At 64.5% G+C, this 21,420-nt stretch carries 18 protein-coding genes and 1 pseudogene; 6 read left to right on the top strand and 13 right to left on the bottom strand.

Going from position 1 to position 21,420, the window contains the following annotated elements; all coding sequences use genetic code 11:
• The first annotated feature begins 147 nt into the window (after positions 1 to 147).
• Together ACTIFK_RS00270 and ACTIFK_RS00265 are read left to right on the top strand one after the other, a co-directional pair.
• On the top strand, positions 148 to 2,028 hold the full coding sequence (locus ACTIFK_RS00270) for a M3 family oligoendopeptidase (protein WP_439541034.1): 1,881 nt from the start codon (positions 148 to 150) through the stop codon (positions 2,026 to 2,028).
• Between the two features lie 190 nt (positions 2,029 to 2,218).
• Complete coding sequence (locus ACTIFK_RS00265; protein WP_439541537.1) at positions 2,219 to 4,129, top strand: potassium transporter Kup; 1,911 nt, start codon at positions 2,219 to 2,221, stop codon at positions 4,127 to 4,129.
• 22 nt (positions 4,130 to 4,151) lie between these two features.
• Here ACTIFK_RS00265 and ACTIFK_RS00260 read toward each other — a convergent pair whose 3' ends face one another.
• From ACTIFK_RS00260 to sufC, 6 genes are all read right to left on the bottom strand, one after another.
• The gene (locus ACTIFK_RS00260) at positions 4,152 to 6,482 is read right to left on the bottom strand and encodes a bifunctional diguanylate cyclase/phosphodiesterase (protein ID WP_439541033.1); all 2,331 of its coding nucleotides are present in this window, start codon (positions 6,480 to 6,482) and stop codon (positions 4,152 to 4,154) included.
• Positions 6,483 to 6,600: 118 nt separating this feature from the next.
• The gene (locus ACTIFK_RS00255; RefSeq protein ID WP_439541032.1) at positions 6,601 to 7,014 is read right to left on the bottom strand and encodes a HesB/IscA family protein; all 414 of its coding nucleotides are present in this window, start codon (positions 7,012 to 7,014) and stop codon (positions 6,601 to 6,603) included.
• Positions 7,015 to 7,359: 345 nt separating this feature from the next.
• Positions 7,360 to 7,800 (bottom strand): SUF system Fe-S cluster assembly protein, encoded by a 441-nt coding sequence (locus ACTIFK_RS00250; protein WP_439541031.1) that lies wholly within the window; start codon positions 7,798 to 7,800, stop codon positions 7,360 to 7,362.
• Between the two features lie 37 nt (positions 7,801 to 7,837).
• Complete coding sequence (locus ACTIFK_RS00245) at positions 7,838 to 9,160, bottom strand: cysteine desulfurase (RefSeq protein WP_439541030.1); 1,323 nt, start codon at positions 9,158 to 9,160, stop codon at positions 7,838 to 7,840.
• 35 nt (positions 9,161 to 9,195) lie between these two features.
• The gene (gene sufD / locus ACTIFK_RS00240; protein WP_439541029.1) at positions 9,196 to 10,581 is read right to left on the bottom strand and encodes a Fe-S cluster assembly protein SufD; all 1,386 of its coding nucleotides are present in this window, start codon (positions 10,579 to 10,581) and stop codon (positions 9,196 to 9,198) included.
• A gap of 2 nt (positions 10,582 to 10,583) precedes the next feature.
• On the bottom strand, positions 10,584 to 11,339 hold the full coding sequence (gene sufC / locus ACTIFK_RS00235) for a Fe-S cluster assembly ATPase SufC (protein WP_439541028.1): 756 nt from the start codon (positions 11,337 to 11,339) through the stop codon (positions 10,584 to 10,586).
• 200 nt (positions 11,340 to 11,539) lie between these two features.
• Between sufC and ACTIFK_RS00230 the strand changes: the two genes are divergently transcribed.
• A complete protein-coding gene (locus tag ACTIFK_RS00230; RefSeq protein ID WP_439541553.1) occupies positions 11,540 to 11,953 on the top strand; it encodes a hypothetical protein in 414 nt (137 codons plus the stop codon).
• Between the two features lie 24 nt (positions 11,954 to 11,977).
• Here ACTIFK_RS00230 and ACTIFK_RS00225 read toward each other — a convergent pair.
• From ACTIFK_RS00225 to ACTIFK_RS00205, 5 genes and pseudogenes are all read right to left on the bottom strand, one after another.
• Positions 11,978 to 12,139 (bottom strand): annotated as a pseudogene (locus ACTIFK_RS00225) (ATP-binding cassette domain-containing protein); the annotation flags it as partial.
• Complete coding sequence (locus ACTIFK_RS00220) at positions 12,132 to 12,527, bottom strand: ADP-ribosylation/crystallin J1 (protein WP_439541027.1); 396 nt, start codon at positions 12,525 to 12,527, stop codon at positions 12,132 to 12,134. The pseudogene ACTIFK_RS00225 and the gene ACTIFK_RS00220, both read right to left, overlap by 8 nt.
• Before the next feature lie 157 nt (positions 12,528 to 12,684).
• Positions 12,685 to 14,154: a Fe-S cluster assembly protein SufB gene (gene sufB / locus ACTIFK_RS00215; RefSeq protein ID WP_439541026.1), complete on the bottom strand. Its 1,470-nt coding sequence runs from the start codon at positions 14,152 to 14,154 to the stop codon at positions 12,685 to 12,687.
• Between the two features lie 47 nt (positions 14,155 to 14,201).
• Positions 14,202 to 15,335 (bottom strand): cysteine desulfurase family protein, encoded by a 1,134-nt coding sequence (locus ACTIFK_RS00210; RefSeq protein WP_439541025.1) that lies wholly within the window; start codon positions 15,333 to 15,335, stop codon positions 14,202 to 14,204.
• Positions 15,332 to 15,850, bottom strand: a complete 519-nt coding sequence (locus ACTIFK_RS00205) for an Rrf2 family transcriptional regulator (protein WP_439541024.1) — start codon at positions 15,848 to 15,850, stop codon at positions 15,332 to 15,334. Before ACTIFK_RS00205 ends, ACTIFK_RS00210 begins: the two co-directional genes overlap by 4 nt.
• Before the next feature lie 254 nt (positions 15,851 to 16,104).
• Here ACTIFK_RS00205 and ACTIFK_RS00200 point away from each other — a divergent pair, with 254 nt between their 5' ends.
• Together ACTIFK_RS00200 and ACTIFK_RS00195 are read left to right on the top strand one after the other, a co-directional pair.
• Entirely contained in the window at positions 16,105 to 16,878 is a 774-nt protein-coding gene (locus tag ACTIFK_RS00200; protein ID WP_439541023.1) for an alpha/beta hydrolase, read from the top strand.
• A gap of 69 nt (positions 16,879 to 16,947) precedes the next feature.
• The gene (locus ACTIFK_RS00195) at positions 16,948 to 17,715 is read left to right on the top strand and encodes a rhomboid family intramembrane serine protease (protein ID WP_439541022.1); all 768 of its coding nucleotides are present in this window, start codon (positions 16,948 to 16,950) and stop codon (positions 17,713 to 17,715) included.
• A gap of 23 nt (positions 17,716 to 17,738) precedes the next feature.
• On the opposite strand, the gene ACTIFK_RS00190 is transcribed toward ACTIFK_RS00195, so the two are convergent.
• Both ACTIFK_RS00190 and ACTIFK_RS00185 read right to left on the bottom strand, forming a co-directional pair.
• A complete protein-coding gene (locus ACTIFK_RS00190) occupies positions 17,739 to 18,698 on the bottom strand; it encodes a DUF808 domain-containing protein (protein ID WP_439541021.1) in 960 nt (319 codons plus the stop codon).
• A gap of 203 nt (positions 18,699 to 18,901) precedes the next feature.
• Positions 18,902 to 20,023, bottom strand: coding sequence for an anhydro-N-acetylmuramic acid kinase (locus tag ACTIFK_RS00185; RefSeq protein WP_439541020.1), 1,122 nt, complete (start codon positions 20,021 to 20,023; stop codon positions 18,902 to 18,904).
• A 134-nt stretch (positions 20,024 to 20,157) separates the two neighbouring features.
• Here ACTIFK_RS00185 and tyrS point away from each other — a divergent pair, with 134 nt between their 5' ends.
• Positions 20,158 to 21,417 carry a tyrosine--tRNA ligase gene (gene tyrS / locus ACTIFK_RS00180; RefSeq protein ID WP_439541019.1) on the top strand — a complete coding sequence of 420 codons (1,260 nt, stop codon included), beginning with the start codon at positions 20,158 to 20,160 and terminating at the stop codon, positions 21,415 to 21,417.
• Positions 21,418 to 21,420 lie beyond the last annotated feature (3 nt).

The raw sequence follows: 21,420 nt of genomic DNA, 5'->3' as shown, positions 1-21,420 counted from the left end.
CCCGCGCCACCGGAGAAAAGACGTGGCGGTGCTGCCCCGCCAGCGTCCGCAGGCGAGGCGGCCATCGGGCTGCCCGCGGGCACTTGAACTTGTCCCCCGGACGCCTCAGATTGAGGCGACCTCATCCCCATCGACCGGAGCTTCTTGATGACGCCGATCTCGCGCGCACGCCCATTTTCGGATCTCGCTTGGCCGGCGGCCCATTCGGCGGCCAAGCCGGCGGCTACGGCGGCAAACGCGCCCGATCTCGGCTCCGTCCCGGAGTGGGACTTGTCCGATCTTTACAAGGGGATGGACGATCCAGCCGTCGCGGCCGACCTCGAACGCGCCGCGACCGACGCCAAGCGCATCAAGGATGCGTACCAGGGCAAGCTCGTGGGTTTGGCAGGCAACGGCGCTCAACTCGCGGAAGCGATCGCCGCCTACGAGCAGATCTCCGATCTGATGGGCAAGTTGGGGTCGTTCGCGGGGCTCTTGTACGCGGCCAACCAGGCCGATCAGACGCGCGCGAAATTCTACGGCGACGTCTCGGAAAAGCTGACGCGGATCTCGACCGATCTCATTTTCTTCGAACTCGAACTCAATCAGATCGACGAAGGCACCCTCGCGCCCTCGTTGGCAAATCCGCAGCTCGCGCGCTTCAAGCCGTGGATCGAGGACTTGCGCAAGGAGAAGCCCTTCCAGCTCGACGAAAAGATCGAGCAGCTTTTCACGGAGAAGAGCCAGACCGGGCGCGGCGCATTCGGCCGTCTGTTCAGCGAGACGATGACCGGCCTCCGCTTCGAGGTCGCGGGTGAGCCGCAGCCGATGGCGCTAGAGGCGACCCTCAACCTGCTGTCCGACACCGCCGAGCCCCGCCGTCACGCCGCGGCGGAGGCCCTCTCCAAGGTCTTCAAGGACAACATCCGGCTCTTTACGCTCATCACCAATACGCTCGCCAAGGACAAGGAGATCTCGGATCGCTGGCGCGGCTTCAAGGATGTCGCCGACAGCCGCCACCTTGCCAACCGCGTCGAGGCGCCGGTGGTGGACGCGCTGGTTGAAAGCGTGCGGCAGGCCTATCCGCGTCTGTCTCATCGCTATTACGCGATGAAGGCGCGCTGGCTTGGCATGGACAAGCTCTCGCATTGGGATCGCAACGCGCCTCTGCCCGACAAGCCGGAGCAGGTGTTCACGTGGCCCGAAGCCCAGAGCATCATCCTCAAGGCCTACGGCGCGTTCGCGCCCGATATGGCGAGCCTCGCCAAGGAATTCTTCGACAAGGGCTGGATCGACGCTCCGCTGCGCGAAGGCAAGGCGCAGGGCGCATTTTCGGCCGCGACCGTTCCCTCGGTCCATCCCTATGTTCTGATGAACTATCAGGGCAAGCCCCGGGATGTGATGACCCTCGCCCATGAGCTGGGTCACGGCGTGCATCAGATGCTGGCCCGCGAGCAGGGCCCCCTGCTGGCCCCGACGCCGCTGACGCTAGCGGAAACCGCATCGGTCTTCGGCGAGATGCTGACCTTCCGCGCTCTGCTCGCCGAGACGAAGAGTCCGCGCGAGAAGAAGGCGATGATCGCCGGCAAGGTCGAGGACATGCTGAACACGGTCGTGCGCCAGATCGCGTTCTACCAGTTCGAGCGTAAGGTCCATGAAGGCCGCCGCAAGGGCGAGCTGACGACCGACCAGCTCAACGAGTTCTGGCTCGACGTGCAGAAGGAGAGCCTGGGCCCGGCCATCGAGCTGAAGCCGGGGTATGAGGTCTACTGGGCCTACATCCCGCACTTCATCAATTCGCCGTTCTACGTCTACGCCTATGCCTACGGCGATTGCCTCGTGAACTCGCTCTATGGCCTCTACAACGAGGCGCATCCGGATTTCGTGACGAAGTATTTCGATCTTCTGCGCGCGGGCGGCTCGAAGCATCACTCCGAGCTGCTGGCCCCGTTCGGGCTCGATGCCGCCGATCCGACCTTCTGGTCGAAGGGCCTGAAGGTCATCGAGGGCATGATCGACGAGCTGGAGGCGATGGAGACCGCCGCCTAGTCTTTGGTACACGGTCGCCCCTGACATAACAGCCCAAGGCTTGACGCCAAGCCTTGGGCTGACGAATGGCCGCGGCCGATGTCAAGACGGAACCGTGCCGCAATACCTCAATTTGTCCGCTGACAAGGTTTTGAAAACGGGCGTATAAGCGCCAAAACTTGCTGCTCCGCAGCGCAGTGGAAGAGGCCAGATCGTGGCACGGCCCAAAGCCACCGAAACCGGTGGCGATCAAGGCGAGAAATCGCACGACGCGCACTTTTGGACGCTGGTCGTGGGATCCGTCGGGGTCGTATACGGCGATATCGGCACCAGTCCCCTGTACGCGTTCCGCGAAGCCGTCCACGCAGCGAGCGGCGGCAGCCCCGCCAACTCGGAAGCGGTCTTCGGCGTCCTCTCGCTCATTTTCTGGGCGCTGATTCTGATCGTCACGCTGAAGTACGTGATCGTTCTTCTGCGCGCGGACAATAAAGGCGAGGGTGGCACGTTCGCGCTTATGGCCCTTGGCCAGCAGGTGGCCAAGCGCAGCTCGCCGCTGCTCCTCGCGTTGGGCATTGCCGGCGCGTCATTCTTCTACGGAGACGCGGTCATCACGCCGGCCATCTCGGTTCTCTCGGCCGTCGAAGGCCTGAAGTTGGTCTCGCCGGTATTCGAACCCTGGGTGTTGCCGATCGCCCTGGTCGTCATCATTGGCCTGTTCGCCGTCCAGTCACACGGAACGGCGCGCGTCGCGCAGTTTTTCGGGCCCCTGACTATTCTCTGGTTCCTGTCGTTGGCGGTCGGCGGACTGCTGCACATCTTCGACAATCCCGGCGTTATCGCTGCGCTCAATCCTTGGTACGGGCTCAAGTTCCTGCTGACGCACGGGCTGCTCGCATTCACCGTGCTCGGCCTCGTCTTCCTCGCGGTGACGGGCGCGGAAGCGCTCTATACCGATCTTGGCCACTTCGGCCGGAAACCGATCCAGATCGCGTGGCTCGGCTTCGTGTTCCCGTGCCTGATGCTGAACTATCTCGGCCAGGGCGCGCTCGTCCTCACGAACGCGGAAGCGCTCGAGAACCCGTTCTACCGCCTCTATCCGGAGTGGGCGCTCGTGCCGATGGTCATCCTGGCCACTTGCGCCACGGTCGTCGCGAGCCAAGCCGTCATCACAGGCGCTTTCTCGCTCGCCCGCCAGGCCATCCAGTTGGGGCTGCTGCCGCGCTTTTCCATCAAGCACACCTCTGAAAGCATGGCCGGGCAGATCTACCTGCCGCGCGTGAACTGGCTTCTCATGATCGGCGTGGTTTTGGCGGTCATCACCTTCAAGAGCTCGTCGCACCTTGCCTCGGCCTACGGCGTCTCGGTCACGGCCGCGCTCGTCATCGACACGCTGATGGCTTTCTTCGTCGTGTGGAAGTACTGGAACTGGCCGCTCTGGAAGGCCGCCGGACTCATGATCCCGCTCCTGCTGATCGAGCAGACCTTCTTTGCCGCCAACATCCTGAAGCTGTTCGAGGGCGCCTGGGTGCCGCTCGCCATCGCCGGCGCGCTGGCCCTCATCATGTTCACCTGGGTGCGCGGCTACCGCATTCTCCTCAAGATCACGCGCCGCAACGAAGCGGATCTGGATTGGCTCGTCCGCAAGCTCGAGGCAAAACCGCCGGTGCGCGTACCGGGTACGGCCGTGTTCCTGTCATCGGACGTCAATGCCGCGCCGACCGCGCTCATGCACAACCTGAAGCACAACCGCATCCTGCATGAGCGCAACATCGTGCTGTCGATCCGCACCGAGGATACCCCGCGCGTGCCGCGTCACGAGCGCGTCGCGATCGACCGGTCGAGCGAAACCTTCATCAAGGTCGTGGCGTCGTACGGCTTCATGGAAACGCCGAGCATTCCGAAAATCATGGAAAGCTGTCGCCGCAAGGACCTCAACATCGATATTGGAGGAACCTCGTTCTTCCTCTCCCGCCGCTCGCTGCGATCGACGACGCGGTCGGAAATGCCCCGCTGGCAGGAGAAGCTGTTCATCTGGCTGGCGCGAACGGCCGAGGACGCGACGACCTACTTCCAGATCCCGACCGACCGCGTGGTCGAGGTCGGCACCCAAGTCGCTGTCTAGCCTGCTCGCCGTCTAACCCCGCTCAGGCGGCATCGGCCTTCGGCACTCCGATCAGTGGGGCCGGCCGCCCGAAAAGATAGCCCTGCACACTTCCGCATCCGCGACTGCGCAGGAATTCGAACTGCTCCGTTGTTTCCACGCCCTCTGCGAGAACTGGAATTTCAAGCGCATTGCCCAAAGCGAGCACAGCGAGCATGACCGCGCGCGCCTGCACGTCTTTTTCGATGCCGTCGATGAAGGATTTGTCGAGTTTGATCTTGTCGAAATTGAAGGCCCGCAGCGTCGACAGGGACGAGTAGCCGGTTCCGAAATCGTCGATGGCGACCGACACCCCGAGAGACTTGATGCGGTTAAGCACATGGATGGCTCTTTCCGGATCCAGCATCAAGGAAGTCTCGGTGGTCTCGAGCTCGAGTCGGGACGGCGGGAGACCGGTTTCAGCCAGGATCTGCTCCACGATTTCGGGAAGATCGATCTGGTGAAGCTGGACTGCCGACAAGTTGACGGCGACGGTGAGATGGTCGCCCCAGTCCTTGGCCGCCTCGCAGGCCGCGCGCAACACCCACTCGCCGATCGGCACGATGAGCCCGGTTTCTTCCGCGAGGTGGATGAAGTCGAGCGGCGAGATGTACCCGCGCTCGGGGTGACGCCAGCGCAGCAGCGCTTCGTATCCCGTCACGCTTTGCGTCGAAACATCGATTTGCTTTTGGTAGTGCAGCTCGAACTGCCCGAGCGTCATCGCGTCCCTAAGGTCGCTGATGATCTTGCGTCTGTTGCGGACGATCTCGTCCATGGCCTCGGCGTAGAAGCACACGGTATCGGCCCGCGATCCCTTGGCGCGGTACATGGCCAGATCGGCATTGTTCATGAGCTGGGTGGCGGACTTGGCATGCTCGGGAAACAGGGCGATGCCGATGCTGGCGCCGCACACCACATCGATTTGATCCAGGCTCACGGTCGAGAACAGCGGTTTCTCGATGCGTTCGGCAAATTCCAAGGCTTCTTCGCGGCCAGTGACCCTCCGGAGCGCAACGAACTCGTCTCCGCCCAGGCGCGCCAGAAATTCACCGTCGCGCAGCACGCCAAGCATACGCTCCGAGAGTGCGCGGAGCACGGTGTCTCCCGCGGCATGGCCATGGAGGTCGTTCACTTCCTTGAAACGGTTGAGGTCGACGGCAATCAGCGCGAGCTGGTTTGAGCCGCGAAGATCGGCAATTTCTGAGTCGATCTGCTCCAGCAACGCGGCGCGGTTTGCGAGCCCGGTCAGCGAGTCGGTCTTCGCCAGTGTTGCGATGCGCCGTTCCTGCTCCAGCCGCGGCCGGATGTCTCGCAGGGCGTAGACGCGAAAGTTCCCCCCATCGGCCTTCCCGGCCTCGGTGTGAAGCGCGATCTCGACTGGAATTTCTTCGCCATTGGCGATTTTAAGAAGACCTCGGTCGATCACTCCTTCGCCGAGCGTGCTCGGATCGAAGCCGGCGGCGCTTGCCGGCCGCCCGATGAGGTTCTCACGCGACAAGCCGCTCAACCGCTCGAATGCACCGTTCACGTCGGCAATCAGGCCGCCCTGCGTAATGATCATGCCGTCGGCTGAACTGCTCGCGAGATGGCGCAAGCGCGATGAAGCCTGGTTTCGCATTCCGGCGTCCAGGACATGACTGATCCATACGATACCCACGACGAGAAGCGCGACGCCGGCCACGGCGAAGGCCAGAAATTCCCGCGCATTCGTACTCGTTGTCGTCCCGTCGGTCGCCGCGAATGGCGTAATGGTCATCGCGGCCATGCCGCCGAAATGCAATCCGACAACTGCGACAACGATAAGGGCGCTGGCGGCGAGCTGCGATTGCTTGGGATTGGAAAGTTCCGCTTGTTGGAAGGCCAGCGCGGAGCAGGTCATGACCCACGCGATCGAGAAGGCCAAATAGGAGGCGCTCCAGGTAATTACAGCGTCCACGGAGAATGCGTCCATGCCCACGTAATGCATGACGGCAACGCCGGCGCCGAACACGACACCACCTAGTTCGGTTGCGCCTGAGAACCGCTGTGTTCCGATCCAGAAGCCTGCGATGCTGCTGAACACGATGAGCAAGAGCGAGAGCGCCGTAAGTTCGGGCTCGTACCCGACCGGCGTTTGCGGCTCGAACGCCAGCATTGCCACGAAATGCGTACACCAGATGCTGGATCCGGCGGCGATGGCTCCGAGCATGGTCCACGCCTGGGAAAAGCTGACGTCGCGCGCCATCGCACGCCTCAGTAGACTGATCGAAGTCCACGCACCGAGCGCGCATATGAGCGCGGCGAGGCCAACAAGCAGAATATTGTGATCGTTAACAAGACACGTGATGATGCGCATGACACTCTACACAGCGACCCAGGCGGGTCCCGTGTAGAGCAAAAAAGTAAAAATCAAATCTGATGTGGACGGATTATTAATCTCGTCCTAGCGCGTCGCTCAGTCCTGCTGGGCCCGCTCAATCCTGCCGGGCCGGTGTGAGATTGACGCTTTCGCCGCAGCCGCAGGCGCCCGACTGGTTCGGGTTGTTGAACACGAACGTCGAGGACAGCTTCTCGGTCTTGTAGTCCATCTCGGTGCCGAGCAGATACAATACGGCCTGCGGATCGACGATGACCCGCGCGCCATCCTGTTCGACGACTTCGTCGAATTTCTCAATTCTGTCGGCCCAGGTCATGGTGTATTCCATGCCCGCGCAGCCGCCCTTCTTCACGCCGATCTTGAGGCCGGCGATCTCCGGCCCCTTGGACGCCATGATGGCGCGCACGCGGTCGGCGGCGCGCGGCGTCAGCGTCATAACCTTGGGGCGGGGGCGGCGCTGAGGCGTCGTGGCCCCGGGCGTCGCGAGATGGGATGCGGTCTGGTCGGTCATGTCTGTGCTGCTGTCCTGGTTCAAGGCCAAGATGTCACGGAGAAGCGTTCAAGCCACAATATAGCGTGCGCCGGGCTCGTTTGCGAGTGTCCGGTCCGCGACAGCCTCCCTTACCTTTATTCTTTCCGCCAGGGAGGAGTGGGCTCGTGGCTCCTGCCCGCCGTTTAAAGTTCGAAAGCCCCTCACCCTAACCCTCTCCGCGTCCATGCGGAGCATGGCTCCGCCATGACGGAGAGGGAATGGCGGCTCCCCTTCCGGGTGCACACTACACCTTCACGTCTCCCCTTGGGGAGAGGTCGCGCAGCGCGAGCTGCGCGGGTGAGGGGGCAAGCTACAGGCACGACCTCAGAACATATTGAGGGCCAGGCGGGCCTCATCCGACATGCGGCTCTGGTCCCACGGCGGATCGAAGGTCAGGGTCACGGTCGTGCCGCTGATGCCCGGCACCGAATTGACGGCATCCTCGACCCACTTCGGCATCTCCCCGGCCACCGGGCAGCCCGGCGCCGTCAGCGTCATTTCGACGGCGACCTCGCGGTCGTCGCTGATGTCGATCTTGTAGATCAGGCCAAGCTCGTAGATGTCCGACGGGATCTCGGGATCGTAGACGGTCTTGAGCGCAGCCACGATGTCGCTCGTCAGCCGGTCGAGTTCTTCCGGTGGCAAGGCCGAGGCCTGCGCGCCGGTCGCGTCCGAGGAAACGGCCTCGGCCGCCGGCTTGGCGTCGTCAGCCGCCGGCTGAGGGGCATGAGCCGCCGGCTTAGCGTGTGTGTCCAAATCTGTCATGGCGGTACCCGCCTGTCTTTCTCAACTGAAGCGTCGGTTACGCGAAGAAGTCCTTGGCCCGCAGCAGAGCGGCCGCCAGCGCATCCACCTCCGCCTTGGTATTGTACATCGCGAACGAGGCCCGGCACGTCGCCGAAACGCCGAGGCGCTCCATCAGCGGTTGCGCGCAGTGGTGCCCCGCCCGGATGGCGATGCCTCCGCGATCGATGATCGTCGAAACGTCGTGCGGGTGGAGCCCGTCGATCGAGAACGAGATGATCGCGCCCTTGTTCTTTGCCGTGCCGTGAATGGTGAGCCCGGGAACCTCGGCCAGCCGCGCGGCGGCATAGGAGCCGATTTCGGCCTCGTGGCGTGCGATCCGGTCACGGCCGGTCTGCATGATGTAGGAAAGCGCCGCCCCCAATCCAACCGCCTCGACAATGGCTGGCGTGCCGGCCTCGAAGCGATGCGGAGGCTTGGCGTAGGTGATCCGGTCGACCTCGACCACCTCGATCATCTCGCCGCCGCCCTGGTAGGGCGGCATCCGGTCGAGGTGCTCCTTCTTGCCGTAGAGCACGCCGATGCCCGATGGCCCATAAGTCTTGTGGCCGGTGAACACGTAGAAATCGGCGTCGAGATCCTGCACGTCCACCGCCATGTGAACGGCGGCCTGGCTGCCGTCGACCAGCACGGGGATGCCGCGCGAATGCGCGATCTCGATGACCTCCTTGATCGGTACGATCGTGCCGAGCACGTTGGACATGTGCGTCAGTGCCACGATCTTGGTCCGCGACGTCAGAAGCCGCTCGAACTCCTCGATCAGGAACTCGCCCGTATCCGAGATCGGCGCCCACTTGAGCACCGCGCCGCGGCGCTCGCGATGGAAATGCCAAGGAACGATGTTCGAGTGGTGCTCCATGATGGAGAGCACGATCTCGTCACCTTCCCCGATCTCGATCGCGCCGAACGACGACGCCACGAGATTGATCGCATCCGTCGCATTGCGCGTGAAGATGATCCGGTCGGCCGAGGGCGCGTTGAGAAACCGGCGCGCCGTTTCGCGTGCATCCTCGAAGTGCTGGGTTGCCGTGTTCGAGAGATAGTGCAGGCCGCGATGCACGTTCGCGTATTCGAAGCGATAGGCATGGTCCATCGCTTCGATGACGGACTGGGGCTTTTGCGCCGACGCACCGTTGTCGAGATAGACGAGCGGCTTCCCGTAGACCTCGCGATAGAGGATCGGGAAGTCGGTGCGCACGCGTTCCACGTCGAACGCCGTACTGGCGACGGCGCGCGAGCCGTGCTCGGCGTTGCCTGCCGAAGCCGCGTCGCGGGTGCCAGTGTCGCGAGTCCCAGCCATGTCGCGCGAGTCCGTCGTCATGTGTCGGTCCTTCTGTCCAGGCATGCGGGACGGCCTCAGGCCGCGCCCGCCTCATCCGCAAGCCACAGCTGTGCGAGCGTGCGCAGTGCATCCTGCACGCCGGCCGGCTCCGCCTTGTCGATCGCTTCGCCGACGAAGCTTTCGATCAGCATCGCCAGCGCTGCGGGACGCGGAATGCCGCGCGACTGCAGGTAGAACACGAGATCGGGGTCGATCTCCGCCACCGTGCTGCCGTGTCCGCAGACCACGTCGTCGGCGTAGATCTCGAGCTCGGGCTTGCTGTCGAACTCCGCATCCGGCGACAGCATCAGCGCCTGCGCCATCTGCTTGCCGTCGGTCTTCTGCGCATCCGGGCGCACGATAACCTTGCCCTGGAACACGCCGCGCGCCTGATCGGCCAGCACGCTCTTGACCAGTTCGCGGCTCGTGCAATGCGGCACGGCATGATCGACCACCAGCGTGACGTCGGCGTGCCCGCGCCCGCGCAAGAGCTGCGCCGCGCCGAGATCGAACGTCGAATGCTGGCCGCGGAAGGTCACCGAGAGATCGTTACGCGTGAGGCCTTCGCCGATCACCAGCTGGAACGGACGATAGCTGGTGTTGGTGCCAAGCCGGGCCACGGTGCGGCCAAGATGGATCGAGCCCTCCTTGTTGTTGATCACGGTCACATGCACGACCTCGGCGCCTTCGCCGATGTCGAGCTGCGTGAGCGTGTTGACCTGGCGCGCCGCCTTCGGCGCCATGTGGCATTCGATCAGCACGACCTTGGCGCCCTTGCCGATGCGAACGACGTTGCGCGTGACCGTGGTGCGCGGCGCGGCGTCGTCATGGGCGAAAATGAGCGCGATGGGCGTTTCGATCTCGCGGCCGGCCGCGATGTCGAGCACCGCGCCGTCCGAGAACAGCGCCGTATTGAGCGCGAGCGTCGCCTCGGTCACGTGCTGGCTGACCTCGGAGATCTCGTGTTCGAGCCATGCCGGCGGATGATCGGCCAGCGCGGCCAGGAACGGCCGCTCGGACTCGGACAGCTTCGACAGCCCGTTCTCCGCGACGCCGATCCCGTCCATGAAGATCGCGAACGCCTGCGAAACGTCGAGACCCGGCAACGCATCGCGCACCGAGGCGGCGATGGCGCGGGGGTCGTGCGATGCGCGCCCAGTCGCCGCGAGCGGAAACGCCTCGCGCATGGCGGCGCGCAGGTCCGTGTACTTCCACTCTTCCACGCGGCGGTGCGGCAGGCCTTCCGCCGCGAAAGCGCCGATGGCCGCGCGGCGAAGCTGCCGCAACCAGTCGCCGCCCGGAAGCCGCGGCTCGACCGACGGGAAAGCTTCCGCCAGCGCCGTTTCGGCCTTGGTCTTGAGCACCTGGACGGGCGCGGGGCGCCCGGCCGGTTGCGTCTTGAGTTGAGGGGCGCTGCTCATTGTTATGCTGCCTTGCCCTGATAGCTTGTGTAGCCGGACTTCTCGAGTTCGAGCGCCAGTTCCTTGCCGCCCGACGCCTGGATCTTGCCGTCGGCAAGCACGTGCACGCGGTCCGGCACGATGTAGTTCAGAAGCCGCTGGTAGTGCGTGATCACCAGCATCGCGCGATCGGGGCTACGCAGCGCGTTGACGCCGTCCGCCACGATCTTGAGCGCGTCGATGTCGAGCCCGCTGTCGGTCTCGTCGAGCACGCACAGCGTCGGCTCGAGAACGGCCATCTGCAGGATCTCGGCGCGCTTCTTTTCGCCGCCCGAGAAGCCGACGTTCACCGGCCGCTTCAGCATGTCCATGTCGATGTTGAGATCGGCGGCCTTGCCGCGCACCAGCTTCAGGAACTCGGGCGTGGTCAGCTCGGGCTGGTCGCGCTTCTTGCGCAGCGCGTTGGCGGCCGTGCGCAGGAAGGTGAGACCGGCGACGCCGGGAATTTCCATCGGATACTGGAACGCCAGGAACACGCCCTTGGCGGCGCGCTCGTCGGGTTGGAGATCGATCAGGCTCTCGCCGTTCCAGGTCACGTCGCCCCCGGTCACTTCGTAGCCGGCGCGGCCCGCGAGTACGTGCGCGAGCGTGGACTTGCCCGATCCGTTCGGACCCATGATGGCGTGCACTTCGCCCTTCGGCACGGTCAGCGAAAGCCCCTTGAGGATCTCCTTGTCCTCGTCCTCGAGCTTTACCTGCAAATTCTTGATCTCAAGCATTTCTTCTCAACTTTCGTCCAAACTGGCCCTTCGGCTTCCGCCGAATCGATCTGTCATCCTTCAACGTGCGTGAGGCGCGTTAGCATCACACCCGGCGGAATTCCGCCGAGCCACACTGTTCACTCCCATGCGGCGTTGACACCCCAATCGCGCCCCGGCAGGAAGCAGCTGATGGAATCCGCGACCGGGGGAGATTTCGAATGCGCCTCGTACTGGTAAGCGCCGCAATCCTTGCGCTCGGCACCTTCGCGCCGGCGAAGGCGGAGAGCGTGCTTCATCTGATCTCGCCCTGCGCGCCCGCCGACGTCCTGGGATTTGGATTTAGCGGCTTCAAGGGATCGAGTCCGGTCTTCGTCGACGGCAAGCCGATGGGTGAGCTCGCCGTATGCGACGCCAAGTCCTTCCGGCTCGCTCCCGGCAAGCACAACATCCGTGTCAAGTTGGCCGGCAAGAGCGACTATGGCATTTCGAGCGATGCGGGAATGGACGTAACCTTGACGGCCCAACCGGCCTACCTCGTCATGACGAGCGATAACTTCGCGTCCGCCTCGCTCGTCAGCGAAGCGCGTGGCCAGGACTATCTGAGCGGCGTCCGCAAGGCCAAGGGACGCTAGCAATTCCAGGGCCAAGGAGCCAACATCCGCATGACCCGCGAGCACATGCGCTAGCGTACTCTTTCCGGACCCGTTCGGGCCCATGATGGCGTGCATCTCGCCTTTGGGCACGGTCAGCGAAAGCCCCTTGAGGATCTCCTTGTCCTCGTCTTCGAGCTTCACCTGCAAATTCGTGATCTCAAGCATTGACTCGTCCTTTGGATTCTTCGGCCAATCTGTCGGCCTCTGTGTATGTGGCCACCAGCTCAATTAGACCGATGATGTTTGCATTGAATTCCTGAAGCCCCTCAGCCGGAATCCAATATTCTTCGTGCTCTCGTCTGCCGACGATCTTTCTCTCGAAGCGGTCGAGATAAGATTTGCGGACTTTGAACCGAGTGACGAAGCCCTTTTTGTCTCCGCTCTTCGTGTTCCAATCTCGGGCGATCTGCGTCGCGTAGCCTTCGTTGGTCACCGGATAGAATATAGGCTGCTCCTGCAATCTCGGCGGCCATGCGCGCCAACCCGCCTCGGCAATCAGTTCCAACTCCCTAGTTCCCGTTGGTCGCCATAACGTGACCAGTTCCTCATCCATTCAAATCACGCCTCCAACTTCGTCATGGCCGCGCAGGCGGCCATCCACGCAAGTCGCCGCGCGTGCAACGCATCGGAGAGCGCACCCATGTGGAAACGTGTCGTGGGTCCCGGCCTTCGCCGGGATGACGTTAGTGGGTGGGCGAGCGCCGTGGTCATTAGCCGACACTCCCCTCCAAGCTCACGCCGATGAGCTTCTGCGTCTCCGCCATGAACTCCATCGGCAGCTGCTGCAGCACGTCGCGCACGAAGCCGTTGACGACCAGCGCCACCGCTTCTTCAGCCGAAAGCCCGCGCTGCTGGCAATAGAACAGCATGTCGTCCGAGATCTTCGACGTCGTCGCCTCGTGCTCGAAATGCGCGCTCGAGTTCTTGGCCTCGATGTAGGGCACGGTGTGCGCCCCGCACTTGTCGCCGATCAGCAGCGAGTCGCAGTTCGTGAAGTTGCGCGCGCCCGTCGCCTTGCGATGCGCCGAGACGAGCCCGCGATAGGTGTTCTGCGAGTGGCCGGCCGCGATGCCCTTCGAGATGATGCGGCTCGACGAGTTCTTGCCGAGATGGATCATCTTGGTGCCGCTGTCGACCTGCTGGCGGCCGTTCGAGATCGCGATCGAGTAGAACTCGCCGCGGCTGTTATCGCCGCGCAGGATGCAGGACGGATACTTCCACGTGATCGCCGAGCCGGTCTCGACCTGCGTCCACGAGATCTTCGAGTTGTGGCCCCGGCAGTCGCCGCGCTTGGTGACGAAGTTATAGATGCCGCCCTTGCCGTCCTTGTCGCCCGGGTACCAATTCTGCACCGTTGAATACTTGATCTCGGCGTCGTCGAGCGCGATCAGCTCGACCACGGCCGCGTGCAACTGGTTCTCGTCGCGCATCGGCGCCGTGCAGCCCTCGAGGTAGGACACATACGAGCCCTTCTCCGCGATGATGAGCGTGCGCTCGAACTGCCCCGTATCCTTTTCATTGATGCGGAAATAGGTCGAAAGCTCCATCGGGCAGCGCACACCCTCCGGCACATAGACGAACGAGCCGTCGGAGAATACGGCCGCGTTGAGCGCTGCATAGAAGTTGTCGCCCTGCGGCACGACCGAGCCGAGGTACTTCTTGATCAGCTCGGGATGCTCGCGCACGGCTTCCGAGATCGAGCAGAAGATGACGCCGGCCTTGGCCAGCTCCGCCTTGAACGTCGTCACGACGGAGACGCTGTCGAATACGGCGTCCACCGCCACGCGCGCGCCCTCGACGCCGGCGAGCACGGCCTGCTCCTTCAGCGGAATGCCGAGCTTGGCATAGGTTTCGAGGAGCTGCGGATCGACGTCGGCGAGGCTCTTCGGCCCCTCGGTGCCTTTCGGCGCCGAATAGTAATAAAGGTTTTCGAAGTCGATCTTCGGATAGCTGACCTTGGCCCACGACGGCTCGATCATGTTGCGCCAGCGCGCATACGCCTCCAGCCGCCAGTCGAGCATCCACTGCGGCTCGCCCTTCTTCTCCGAGATGAAGCGCACGGTGCTCTCGTCGAGGCCGCGCGGCGCACGAACCGACTCGATTTTGGTCTCGAACCCGTACTTGTATTGATCGACGTCGATCTGGCGAACCTGGTCGATCGTCTCTTGAACTGCTGCCATTCAATCCACCTGTTGTGCGCGGCCCGGGGCCGCCTCGTGAAACCCAATTATGCAGCGAGCGATGCGCCGCCATGAATCTTCCGCCATGCGGCGAGAAAGGCCGCGATGTCGTCCTCTGTAGTCTCGGGCCCGAGGCTGATCCGGATCGCGCCGCGCGCAATCTCGGGTGCAAGCCCCATCGCCGATAGAACCGTGCTTGCCCCGACTTTGCCGGACGAGCAGGCCGAACCCGCGCTGACGGCGACGCCCATGAGATCGAATTTGATAATGAGCGTTTCCGCCGAGACGCCCTCGACCGCAATCGACGACGTGTTCGGCAGCCGCCGCGAACCCGCTCCGATGACGACCGCGTGCGGCGTCATGCGAAGCACGTCGGCTTCGAGCCGGTCGCGCAACGCCGCCACCCGCGAAGCGGATTTCAGATCGTCGAGCGCGGCCCGCGCCGCAGCGCCGAACCCGGCGATGGCCGCGACGTTCTCGGTGCCGGCCCGCCGGCGCATTTCCTGGCCGCCGCCTGCGATCAAAGGCGCAAGGGGCGTATTTCCGCTGACGACAAGCGCACCGACGCCCTTGGGGCCGCCCATCTTGTGCGCCGAAAGGCTGAGCGTCGTTACGCCGAGCGTCGGAAAATCGATCGGGATTCGCCCCGGAGCCTGCACCGCGTCGCAATGGATCCGCGCGCCGTGCCCCGTCGCCCAAAGTCCGGCCTGCGCCACGTCCTGGACGATGCCCGTTTCGTTGTTGGCCATCTGCAATGCGATCAGCAGTCCCGGTCCGTTCACACCCTGGCCGTCTTCGGCGGCCGCGACATCCACGGCGCCGTCCTGCGCAACCGGCAGCGCGACGACCGGACGTCCGCGCGCCGCTGCAACCTGGGCCGCTGGTGCGCGAACGGAGTCATGCTCGACGTCCGCCACCGCGATCCGCTCCCACGGCTGCGAAAGGGCCCATACGTTGGCTTCGGTCGCGCCACTGGTGAACACGACCTCAGCCGGGCGCGCGTTGACGAGCTGAGCGACCGCCTCGCGCGCCTCGTCGATGAGCGCGCGTGCGCGGCGGCCTTCGCCGTGCACGCTCGACGCATTCCCGAACACGTCGAGCGCGGCCACGACGGCCTCGCGCGCCGCCGGGCGCAGAGGCGCCGAAGCGTTATGATCGAGATATGTGCGCGCCACGCTCACTGCGTCGGCCCCTCCACGTTTGAAACGGCTACCGGTGCAAGACGCGGGGAGCGCCCCACGGCCTCGGCGGGAATGCCGTCGAGCACGTCGGTCAGGCTTACGCCCGCGAGAAACGATTCGATGCGGTCGCCGAGCGCGCTCCAGAGATCGTGCGTGAGGCAACGGCTCTCGCCGAGGCACCCCGCCGCCTGTTCGCCGAAGCAGCGCGTCATGCGCGTGCCTTCTTCCACCGCCGACATGATCTCGGCGACGAAGATCTCACCGGGTGCCCGGCCGAGCTTGTAGCCGCCGTGGCGGCCGCGAACGCTATCCACGAGACCCGCGCGCCGCAGCTTGAGGAAAAGCTGCTCGAGGTAGTCGAGCGAGATGCGCTGGCGCTGCGCGATGGCCGAAAGGGGCACGGACGCGCCGTTCCCGTATTTGGCGAGATCGGCCATCGCCATGACCGCGTAGCGGCCTCTCGTATTGAGTTCCATCTCGTCACCGCTCGGACTGTGGGCCCAGCGTGGGCTCATACTGCTTGCAACTGACTACCGGTCGTGTGCTAAGAGACGCCACACGCCGGTAACGATGGCCCGAAAGTCGGCCGCAACGCGGTCATTCTTTCGAACCGTTCTAAACTTGTAAGCGGAATATGAAAATTCCGAGCGGGGAAATCAAGCATTCTCTTGGGAACATCCGCGTGAAGTGTCGATAACGCGCACCCAGGCCGAAAATTACCCGCTCCGGCCCTTGCAACCCTTCTGATTTTGGACACGAAGCAGGACCTATGCCCGAGCTGATCATCAATGGGCCTGCGGGCCGCATCGAAGCCCGCTACCACCACGAGCCCGCCAACGACAGCCCGATTGCGCTTATCCTGCATCCCCACCCGCAGTTCGGCGGGACGATGAACAATCAGGTGGTCTACAGCCTCTATTATACGTTCGCGCAGCGCGGGTTCTCGGTCCTCCGCTTCAACTTCCGCGGTGTCGGCCGCAGCCAGGGTTTCTGGGATGGCGGCCCGGGCGAGCTGGCGGATGCCGCATCGGCCCTCGATTGGCTCCAGATCGTCAAGCCGGATGCGAAGTACTGCTGGATCGCCGGCGTATCGTTCGGCACCTGGATCGCCATGCAGCTTCTGATGCGCCGTCCCGAGATCGACGGCTTCATCTGCGTCGCCCCGCCGTCCAACCTGTACGACTTCTCGTTCCTCGCCCCGTGCCCGTCCTCGGGACTGATGGTCAACGGCGACAAGGATCGCGTCGTGCCGTCGAACTCGGTTGCCGAGCTGACGGGCAAACTGAAGACGCAGCGCGGCATCAAGATCGACCACGAGATCATCCCCGGCGCGAACCACTTCTTCGAGAACAAGACGGAAGATCTCCAGACCGTCGTCGGCGGCTATCTCGACATGCGTCTCGCCAAGGCCATTGCCGATCGCGAAGCGCAGAAGGATCGCGAGAAGGAGCGGGAAGCCGCCCGCGAGCGCGAGCGTGAACGCGAGCGCGAGGAAGCGACCCGCGGCGTAGCCGAAGCCGCTGACGACAGCGACGACGAATAGGCCAATGGCCAACTGGAGCTAAAACCTCCGACGCACTAGGATCCTCGCGATAAGCATCGCGAGGGTTCCGTGATTCCAGCCAGCAATACGGTTCCCTACACGGCCCGCCCTTGGGTTACGGGATGCCTGATCGCGCTGTGCGTGCTGGTCTTCGTCTATCAGCTGACGCTGTCGGCTGCGGCGCAGGAAGCCTTCTTCCGCGCCTACGCGCTGGTGCCCGCGCGCTTCACCGATGGTTCTTGGAGCGCGTCGCAGGGTCTCGCGCGCTGGGACCTCACGCCGTTTCTCACGAGCATGTTCCTGCACGGCGGGTTCATGCACATCCTGTCGAACCTCTGGACGCTCTGGGTGTTCGGACCCGCGCTGGAGGATCGGCTCGGGCCGGGACGGTTCCTCGCGCTCTACCTCGTGTCGGGGCTTGCCGCCGGCCTCATGCACGTCGTCTTCAATTATTCGTCGCCCGTGCCGACCATCGGCGCATCGGGCGCCATCGCCGGCGTGATCGCCGCGTACGCACGCCGCTTCCCCTACGCCTGGGTGAATATTCTGCAGCCCATCGTCATCGTGCCGGTCTTCTTCATGATGCCCGCACTTTTGTTCGCCGGGTTCTGGTTCCTGTCGCAGGTGATGCAGGCGGCCGGATCGCTCGCGCTCCCGGCCGGCGCAGGAGGCATCGCCTGGTGGGCCCACATCGGCGGCTTCGTCGCGGGCTGGATTCTCGTCCGCCGCCTCGCCCCGCAAGCCAACGCGGCCGACGAGGCGAGCGCCGCCGCTCACTCGGCGCTGTGGCCGTGGACGACGTGGATGCGATGGACGCGCTGGTGGTGGCGCCGCTGACGGACCTCAGTGGCCCACCGATCTCAGTGACTCGTCGCTTTGCCGGATCCGAAAACCGCGTTGAAGGCCGAGACGACGACGGCGACAGCCGCGCCGGCGACAAGCCCGACAACCGCTGCGCCGGATGCGCCCGCGAACCACGCGACCACCTCGCCAATGGCCGGCACGGCGTTTCGTGCGGCATCCGATAGCGCATGGAGGACGTGCTCAGGCCCGGCGAAGCCGTATTCTTGCAAGCCGTGCACCAGGATCCCGCCGCCGACCCAAAGCATCGCGACTGTGCCGACGACGCTGAGCAATTGCAGGAACGGCGGCATGCCAAACACCAGACCCCGGCCGATCGGGCCGGAGATCGCCCCGTTTCGGCGCGCCAGCGCCACGCCGAGATCGTCGGCCTTGACGATCAGCGCGACGGCTCCATAGACGCCGACGGTGACCAGCAGCGCGACGACCGCGAGCACGAGCGCCTTGGTCGTGAGATCGGGCACCTCTGTATTGGCCAGCGCAATGGCCATGATTTCGGCCGAGAGAATGAAGTCCGTGCGGATGGCCCCGGCCACGCGCTTGTCTTCGAGCGTCTTCGCATCGACACCCGCAGCCGTCGCATCGACGATGTTGGCGACAGGCGCCGCGGTAACCCAGTGCAGCACCTTCTCGAAGCCTTCGTACGCGAGGTAAAGCCCGCCGAGCATAAGCAGCGGGGTGATCGCGGACGGCAGAAACACGCTGAGAAGGAGTGCTGCCGGCAGCAGGTAGAGCATTTTGTTCTTCAGCGAGCCGAACGCGATCCGGCCCACGATCGGCAACTCGCGCTGGGCTGCGAGCCCTGTGACGTAGCGGGGCGTGACGGCCGCGTCGTCGATCACGACTCCCGCCGTCTTCGCGCCGACCTTCACGGCCTGCGCGGCCGCGTCGTCGACCGTCACGGCGGCGAGCTTGGCCAAGGCCACGACATCATCCAGAAGTGCCAGCAGCCCGCTCATTCCCGTCCCCCGTCTTCTCGTCCCCAGACTTCCCGACCCCAGTCTTCCCGGCTGACATCGCGAAGTCCTATTGCGGCGACATTGCCTTGAACCGTGCAGGCAGAGCAAGCGGGCCATGCGCAAAGCGGCAGCCGGCATCCTTTGGCGCACCGCCCGCGGCAATACTGACGGACATTATCTCGTGGACGGACGCGCCAAAAACGTCAATTCGCGACATCCGCGAGCAAGCCCCCGGTCAGCGGCGTTGTCACGCCCGTCGTGCCGGGAAATGTGATCGGCAGGCCGAGGCGCGAGCGCACGGCGAGGTAGGCCCACGCTTCGGCCTCCACCCCGTCTCCATCGATCCCGAATTCCTCGGCCGGAAGCACGGGCGCCCCGACGCGCTCCGCGATCATGCCGAGCAGTGTCGCATTCTTGCGTCCGCCGCCCGACGCGATCCACAGCTCCGGACGCTGGGGGAGATGGTCGAGCGCTTGCGCGACTGCCGCCGCTGAGAAGGCCGTCAGCGTCGCCGCTCCGTCCTCCGCCGACATCCCGGCAATCGGCGCCGCATCGAAATCGTTGCGATCGAGAGACTTCGGCGGCGGCAATGCGAAAAAGGGCTTCGCCAGCCATCCGCGGACGATGTCCTCGTCAGCGTGGCCGCGCGCGGCCAACTGCCCCCCGATGTCGAACGGGAGACCCGCTTTAGCCTGGCACCAGTCATCGATCATCGCCGACGCCGGACCGGTGTCGAAGGCGATCAACGTTCCGTCAGGCCCGATCCAGGTGACGTTCGCGACACCGCCGAGATTGAGAATGACGAGCGGGCGCTGCGCAATGTCGTCCGCGAGCGCGCGGTGGTAGACGGACGCGAGCGGCGCGCCCTGGCCTCCTGCCGCGACGTCGGCCGACCGGAGATCGTAGACCACGGGACGTCCGCAGAGGCCCGCCAGCAGCGCTCCGTCCCCGAGTTGCACGGTGAGGCCCGCCTCGGGCCGATGCAGCACGGTCTGGCCGTGAAAGCCGATGACATCGATGCTCTCCGGCGGGATGTCATGATCGGCGAGGTAATTCGCCACGGCTTCCCCATGCAGCTCCGTCAGGTAGCGCTCGAGGAGCTTGAGCCGGCCGGGCCGGGCGCTCCGGCTCTGCAGGCCGGCCGCCTCGGCGAGCCCTTCGCGAAGCTGCCCACGGAACGCATCAGAATAAGGGTAGGTGGCCGGAAGTCCGCGCCCCAGCACGCGCTCTCCGTCGGTGTCGAGAACCGCCACGTCAATTCCATCGAGCGAGGTGCCGCTCATGAGGCCCAGGGCGCGCCAAACCTCTCCCTGCTGCTTGCTCATGCGCGTCTCCTCATGCATGGTCCTGCCGAAAAGCGACCCCCCGCCGAAGCCGTCCGGCGACGATCGCGCCGATCGCCGGAGTTTTGGCGGAGACGGCGCGGCGCCGGACAATAAGAAGGTTCCCGCACGCCGTCATGACCAATTTCCGATCCGACTTCCTCAACATTCTGACCGAGCGCGGGTTCATCCACCAGTGCTCCGATGGCGCCGGCGTCGACGAACTGGCGCGCACGGGCAAAGTCGTGGCTTACGTCGGGTACGACTGCACGGCCCCGTCCCTGCATATCGGCCATCTCCTGTCGATCATGATGCTGCACTGGCTGCAGGCGTCGGGCGCGGGCAAACCGATTGCGCTGATGGGCGGCGGCACGACGCGGGTCGGCGATCCGTCCGGCCGCGACGAGACGCGCAAGATCCTGACCCTCGAGACCATCGAGGACAACAAGAACCAGATCAAGACGGTGTTCACGCGGTTCTTGTCGTTCGGTGACGGCAAGGCCGATGCGCTGATGCTCGACAACGCCGAATGGCTGGCCAAGCTCAACTACATCGAGTTCCTGCGCGACGTGGGCCGCCACATGTCGGTGAACCGAATGCTGTCCATGGACTCGGTTAAGCTCCGCCTCGACCGCGAGCAGGAGCTGTCGTTCATCGAGTTCAACTACATGCTGCTGCAGGCCTACGACTACGCAGAGCTTGCTCGCCGCTATGGCTGCAACCTGCAGATGGGCGGTTCCGACCAATGGGGCAACATCGTCACCGGCATCGATCTCGGCCGGCGCATGGGCGTGCCCCACCAGCTCTATGCGCTGACCTGCAACCTTCTGACGACCGCGTCCGGAGCCAAGATGGGAAAGACCGCATCCGGCGCCGTCTGGCTCAACGAAGCCCAACTGTCCGCTTACGACTACTGGCAATACTGGCGCAACACCGAGGACGCGGATGTCGCGCGCTTCCTGAAGCTGTTCACCACGCTCCCACTTGCCGAGGTCGAGAAGCTGGCAGCACTTGGTGGTGCCGAGATCAACGAAGCCAAGAAGATCCTGGCCACCGAGGCGACCGCGCTCATCCACGGCCGCGATAAGGCGACGGCGGCGGCCGAAACGGCGAAGACGACATTCGAGCAAGGCGGCCTCGCCGCCGGCCTGCCGACAGTCGCCATATCGAGGGCGGATCTTGCCGCCACGATCGGCGTCCTTTCGGCGTTCGTCGACGCTGGCCTCGTGGCGTCGACCAGCGAAGCGCGCCGCCAGATCAAGGGCGGCGGTCTTCGCGTCAACGACACCGCGGTCACGGACGAGAAGGCGAAGCTTTCGGAGAGTGATCTCAGCGGCGATGGCGTGATCAAGCTGTCGCTCGGCAAGAAGAAGCACGTGCTTCTGAAGCCCGCCTGAGCC

Origin of the sequence: Hyphomicrobium sp. (genome assembly GCF_051860585.1) — a bacterium.
Lineage (GTDB): Bacteria > Pseudomonadota > Alphaproteobacteria > Rhizobiales > Hyphomicrobiaceae > Hyphomicrobium_C.
The sequence above is the reverse complement of the archived record's forward strand: the minus strand, read 5'-3'. Positions and strand labels throughout refer to the sequence as shown.

What these genes read in the sequence shown, in the direction of transcription:
- tyrS (WP_439541019.1), top strand. Translation starts at nt 20,158, where the DNA reads ATGACCAATTTCCGATCCGACTTCCTCAACATTCTGACCGAGCGCGGG.
- ACTIFK_RS00190 (WP_439541021.1), bottom strand. Translation starts at nt 18,698, where the DNA reads ATGAGCGGGCTGCTGGCACTTCTGGATGATGTCGTGGCCTTGGCCAAG.
- ACTIFK_RS00250 (WP_439541031.1), bottom strand. Translation starts at nt 7,800, where the DNA reads ATGACAGATTTGGACACACACGCTAAGCCGGCGGCTCATGCCCCTCAG.
- ACTIFK_RS00245 (WP_439541030.1), bottom strand. Translation starts at nt 9,160, where the DNA reads ATGACGACGGACTCGCGCGACATGGCTGGGACTCGCGACACTGGCACC.
- ACTIFK_RS00270 (WP_439541034.1), top strand. Translation starts at nt 148, where the DNA reads ATGACGCCGATCTCGCGCGCACGCCCATTTTCGGATCTCGCTTGGCCG.
- sufD (WP_439541029.1), bottom strand. Translation starts at nt 10,581, where the DNA reads ATGAGCAGCGCCCCTCAACTCAAGACGCAACCGGCCGGGCGCCCCGCG.
- ACTIFK_RS00220 (WP_439541027.1), bottom strand. Translation starts at nt 12,527, where the DNA reads ATGGATGAGGAACTGGTCACGTTATGGCGACCAACGGGAACTAGGGAG.
- sufB (WP_439541026.1), bottom strand. Translation starts at nt 14,154, where the DNA reads ATGGCAGCAGTTCAAGAGACGATCGACCAGGTTCGCCAGATCGACGTC.
- ACTIFK_RS00255 (WP_439541032.1), bottom strand. Translation starts at nt 7,014, where the DNA reads ATGACCGACCAGACCGCATCCCATCTCGCGACGCCCGGGGCCACGACG.
- ACTIFK_RS00205 (WP_439541024.1), bottom strand. Translation starts at nt 15,850, where the DNA reads ATGAGCCCACGCTGGGCCCACAGTCCGAGCGGTGACGAGATGGAACTC.
- ACTIFK_RS00185 (WP_439541020.1), bottom strand. Translation starts at nt 20,023, where the DNA reads ATGAGCAAGCAGCAGGGAGAGGTTTGGCGCGCCCTGGGCCTCATGAGC.
- ACTIFK_RS00230 (WP_439541553.1), top strand. Translation starts at nt 11,540, where the DNA reads ATGCGCCTCGTACTGGTAAGCGCCGCAATCCTTGCGCTCGGCACCTTC.
- sufC (WP_439541028.1), bottom strand. Translation starts at nt 11,339, where the DNA reads ATGCTTGAGATCAAGAATTTGCAGGTAAAGCTCGAGGACGAGGACAAG.
- ACTIFK_RS00200 (WP_439541023.1), top strand. Translation starts at nt 16,105, where the DNA reads ATGCCCGAGCTGATCATCAATGGGCCTGCGGGCCGCATCGAAGCCCGC.
- ACTIFK_RS00260 (WP_439541033.1), bottom strand. Translation starts at nt 6,482, where the DNA reads ATGCGCATCATCACGTGTCTTGTTAACGATCACAATATTCTGCTTGTT.